Below are 4,521 nucleotides of genomic sequence, written 5' to 3'. Positions count from 1 at the left end.
AAGCCGCCTGCCGCATCATCATCCTCGAAGACCAACTCGAAGAAGCCCTGCGCCTCAACGAACAACTCCGCCGCACCCAACACCGCCAGGAGCCCACCGCGGACACCTGACCGGACCTGCAACCTGGCCCACAGCTCCTTCCAGCCGTACTGCCGCCCGCCGCAGAGGCCGGACAGGGGGACGGCCTCGCGCTGCACGCTCTGGCCGTCGCCCCGTACGGCACCACCGCAGCGCGGCACAAGACGTGGCGGCTGGAGGGCGCGGCCGGGCTGGACCCCGCCAGCCAGGTACTCGGGATGGTCCGCTCGGAGAGGGCGCCGACACCGCCCGGGGCGCCGGCGCCTTCGGCTCGCCCGCTGCGCCCTTCGCCTCTGCGGCCGGGGCAGTCAGCGGTCCCACCCCGACACCCGGACCAGCCGTCACGGCACCCGCTCAAGGCTCAGCGGCTCCTTGGTGCGGGGACGTAGGGCGCCAAGCCAGGCGGCCACTTGGGCCTGGGGTGGTTCTCAGGAATCGGAGTAGCTGAGGTCCCCGACCGTCCAGCTGCTGACGTCCTCGATGGCGATGCGGTACATGCCGCCGGTGTGGGGCAGCCCGAAGTCGCCCTGCAGGATCTTCGCCCGGTGGAGATGCAGATGGGTGAGCTGTGCGGGCGGGCCGTCGGCGGGCGGGGCGAAGAGAGCGGCGAACGGTTTCAAGTGCTCCGAGGCCTGGAGGACCTCCGCCACCCGCTCCAACCACAGGGTCACCGGCGCGAGCCTGCCGGTGATCACGGCTCCGGGGACCACCACGGTCAGGGACATCTGATTGCTGTGCTCGGACTCGACCATCGCGGCGATGTCGACGAGCAGCCCGTCAGGGTTCGACATGCCCCCCAGAATAGGACACGGCCTCCGCGGCGCCCACGGGCCCGGGGCAGCGGCCATGGCGGCCACGGGCCTTGCGCCCGCTGCGCGGCCAGGAGCTACACGGCGGCGACCTGACGTGCCGATCGGCTGCGTCGCGGCGCGGGGCAGTTGGGAGCAGCCGTGAGCGTCTGGGCATCGCCCGGATCGTGCGGGCCGGCGGTGACGAGCAGGTCGGCTCCGAGGGCGGTGACGGTGAAGCCTGCGGAGCCGAGGACCTCCGCCAGGGCCAGCATCAGCGCGCCGCGGATGCCGCGGAACTCGGTGCGCCCGGCGGCGTCGGCGGGATGCGGGCAGCCGTGGAGGGTCGGTCCGATCAGGTCCTGGCCCGGGCTCCATCCCAGCACCAGGCCGATCCCTGGACGCTGCCGGGCGAAGAGCCCGGCCGCCTGGGACGGTGCCGGTTCGAACCCTCGGTGGGAGAGCACTGCGCAGACGGACTCAAACAGATGTTTGTCATCCATGCGCGGAGTTTATCGCCTGGCCAGCCCGCAGCCATTCGGCATTGATGTTTCGTCACATGCTTTTCCGGCCATGGCCGGTGAGGCTGCGGGGCCGGGGCGTCGGGTTCCCTCTCGGCCCGGCCGGGGTGCACGCCCCCTGGACGGCGTGCCGACGCGACGGGCCAGGGGCGTACCGCAGGGGTGCGCGGCGCACTCGGCGGAGAACCGCGTGCGTCTGGGTCAGAGTTTGAACATCGCGGTGTAGGGCTGGGTGATGCGTTCCCGCCGCGATCCGAAGTCGACGAGTACCGCGATGTCGCTGTCGTCTTCGACGCCGATGGCCCGGCCAAGGCCGTACGTGTCGTGGGTGACGCGGTCGCCGACGGCGAAGTGCTTGCGCGGTGCTTCGATCCGGGCCTTGAAGGGGCTGGTGGGCAGGACACGGCGGACTGCTGCAGATTTCGTCATTCCCTGCATTATGCGCCGAGAATCGCGGGAGCGGGACTTTTCGAAGCACTCAATTTCGGAGCTACGACAGGAATTTCGCGCAAGCCGTCCAGCGCGCCCTGGATGGCGCCGGTGGGCGTGGTGCGTCGCTTTCACGGGTCTGTCGCGGCCAGGGCAGGCGCTCCGCACCCGCGCGACTCGCCCTCCCCGGGAAGGTGAGCGGTCGGCGCCGAAGGAGTGGGGGTGAGCACTCAACCAGACTGTTCTCCATGCATGTTGATGGCCCCATCGCCTCGCGGTCGACGGCCCTGGGGGAAGGCTCCCGGAGAAGTGGGGGTGAAATATCCACCCGTGACGGGCCTGGGCCTGCTAGAGTCACTTTAGTTGCAGTAGTGGTTCCCATGAACTTTGTGTGCGCCTGCTGGTGTTTCGCAGGCGCCTTTTTGTTTCCCGGCTCTTCCCCGGGTGGGTGCTCATCGCGGCGACTCGAAGCGCGCGCTGTGCGTGCTTCGGACAGCCCCTTGAAGGAGATTTCTTTATGGCTAATGGCACTGTGAAGTGGTTCAACGCGGAAAAGGGCTTCGGCTTCATCGAGCAGGAGGGTGGCGGCCCGGACGTCTTCGCCCACTACTCGAACATCAACGCCAACGGCTTCCGTGAGCTGCTCGAGGGCCAGAAGGTCGAGTTCGACGTCACGCAGGGCCAGAAGGGCCCGCAGGCCGAGAACATTCGTCCGCTGTAGTTTCTGCCACGGCACCCGCCTGGTAGCGAGGGGCCCGCACCGCGTACATGATGCCCGGTGCGGGCCCCTCGGCATTGCGCCACGACGCACATCCCCGGCCGTTTCTGGCCCCCTGGCTCCGCCACCGGCGGCCATCCCCACGCGAGACGCCCAGCGCCGCGTCCGGATCGGCGCCCTGCCGTGACAGCTCACGGTTCGAGGTCGTTCGCTCCCGCCTTCCGCGGTGAGCGCCGACCGTAGGTGACGTGCCGCACGGTTTCACCGTCCACGCCCCGCGCTCCACACTTTCGGCCCGTCCCCTCGTGACCTCCTGTCGGCGTCCCGCGCTGCGGAGCTGCCTCGCGACGTGCCGCCAGGAAGGTTTCCCATGAACCACTCCAGCCGCTCCCCGTACCAGAACGCCAACTCCCGCTCCTCGTCCTCCTCCCGCTCCGGCGGCAGCTCCTTCTACGGCGACCGGCCCGCCCGCGGCCGTAGCGCCCGCCAGGGTTCTTCTCCGCAGGGCGAGTTCGCGATGCCGGTGAGCACCACTCCGGCGCTGCCGCCCGTCGAAGCGTTCGAGGAGCTGGACATGCCGAAGGCGCTGCTGTCGGTGCTGACCCGCCAGGGTGTCACCTCGCCGTTCCCGATCCAGGCCGCGACGCTGCCGAACTCGCTGGCCGGCCGCGACGTGCTGGGCCGGGGCCGCACCGGTTCGGGCAAGACCATCGCATTCGGCCTCGCCGTGCTGGCCCGCACCGCCGGTCGGCGCGCCGAACCGCGCCGCCCGCTGGCCCTCGTCCTGGTCCCCACCCGCGAGCTCGCGCAACAGGTGACCGACGCTCTCACCCCTTACGCCCACTCGGTGCGCCTGCGGATGGCCACGGTGGTGGGCGGGATGTCGATCGGCCGCCAGGCCCACGCCCTGAACCAGGGGGCCGAGGTCGTGGTGGCCACCCCCGGCCGACTCAAGGACCTGATCCAGCGCGGCGACTGCCAGTTGGACGGCGTCGGCATCACGGTGCTCGACGAGGCCGACCAGATGGCCGACATGGGCTTCCTGCCGCAGGTCACCGAGCTCCTCGGCCAGGTCGCCGAAGGCGGCCAGACGATGCTGTTCTCCGCCACCCTGGACCGCAACGTCGATCGCCTGGTGCGGCGCTTCCTCAAGGACCCGGTCACCCACTCGGTCGACCCGTCCGCGGGAGCGGTCAGCACCATGGAGCACCACGTCCTGCACGTGCAGAACTTCGACAAGAACGCCACCATCGCCCACATCGCCTCCCGCGACGGCGGAGTGATCATGTTCATCGACACCAAGCACGGCGCGGACCGCCTGGTGGACGACCTGCTAGCCAACGGCGTGAAGGCCGCGGCCCTGCACGGCGGCAAGTCCCAGCCGCAGCGCACCCGCACCCTGGAACAGTTCCGCACCGGCCAGGTCACCGCGCTGATCGCCACCAACGTCGCCGCCCGGGGTATCCACATCGACGGCCTCGACCTCGTCGTCAACCTGGACCCGCCGAGCGACCACAAGGACTACCTCCACCGGGGCGGCCGCACCGCCCGGGCCGGCGAGTCCGGCACCGTCGTCACGCTCGTCCTGCCCGGCCAGCGCCGCGAGATGGCCGGTCTGATGACCGCCGCCGCCATCACCCCCGTCACCACCCGCGTCAGCGCCGGCGACGAGGACCTGGCCCGCATCACCGGCGCCCGCGTGCCCACCGGCATCCCCACCGTGGTCGCCGCCCCCGTCGTCGAACGCCCCCTCCGGAGCCCGTCCACGAGTCGCGGCCGCCGAGGACGCCCCGCCCGCGCGGCCGGTGACACCCGCGCGAGCGTCACGGGCCGCGACAACCAGGCCGCCGCCGGCCGCCGCCGGGCACCGAGGCGCGTCGCCCTCGCTGCCTAGTAGGCAGGTGTGGGGGGGGGGGGGGGGGGGGGGGGGGGGGGGAAACAAGAGCCAAAAGACAGGAGGAAGAAGATAGGGCCGCTACGGGGGCTC

General features: G+C 70.9%; 5 protein-coding genes and 1 pseudogene. 3 read left to right on the top strand and 3 right to left on the bottom strand.

Annotation, left to right across the window (positions count from 1 at the left end):
- Positions 1–110: pseudogene (locus AC07BF_RS37605) on the top strand (MerR family transcriptional regulator); the annotation flags it as partial.
- A gap of 396 nt (positions 111–506) precedes the next feature.
- Here the strand turns inward: AC07BF_RS37605 and AC07BF_RS37600 are convergent.
- From AC07BF_RS37600 to AC07BF_RS37590, 3 genes are all read right to left on the bottom strand, one after another.
- Positions 507–869: a hypothetical protein gene (locus AC07BF_RS37600; protein WP_363588170.1), complete on the bottom strand. Its 363-nt coding sequence runs from the start codon at positions 867–869 to the stop codon at positions 507–509.
- 95 nt (positions 870–964) lie between these two features.
- Positions 965–1,369 (bottom strand): hypothetical protein, encoded by a 405-nt coding sequence (locus tag AC07BF_RS37595; protein WP_363588172.1) that lies wholly within the window; start codon positions 1,367–1,369, stop codon positions 965–967.
- 219 nt (positions 1,370–1,588) lie between these two features.
- A complete protein-coding gene (locus AC07BF_RS37590) occupies positions 1,589–1,816 on the bottom strand; it encodes a hypothetical protein (RefSeq protein WP_363588174.1) in 228 nt (75 codons plus the stop codon).
- 517 nt (positions 1,817–2,333) lie between these two features.
- Between AC07BF_RS37590 and AC07BF_RS37585 the strand changes: the two genes are divergently transcribed.
- Positions 2,334–2,537: a cold-shock protein gene (locus tag AC07BF_RS37585; RefSeq protein WP_030918248.1), complete on the top strand. Its 204-nt coding sequence runs from the start codon at positions 2,334–2,336 to the stop codon at positions 2,535–2,537.
- Positions 2,538–2,904: 367 nt separating this feature from the next.
- Entirely contained in the window at positions 2,905–4,428 is a 1,524-nt protein-coding gene (locus AC07BF_RS37580; protein ID WP_363588176.1) for a DEAD/DEAH box helicase, read from the top strand.
- Positions 4,429–4,521: the final 93 nt, after the last annotated feature.

It is taken from the genome of Kitasatospora sp. NPDC043950, assembly GCF_056435345.1.
Note: the sequence above shows the minus strand (reverse complement) of the source record. Positions and strands in the feature narration are given on the sequence as shown.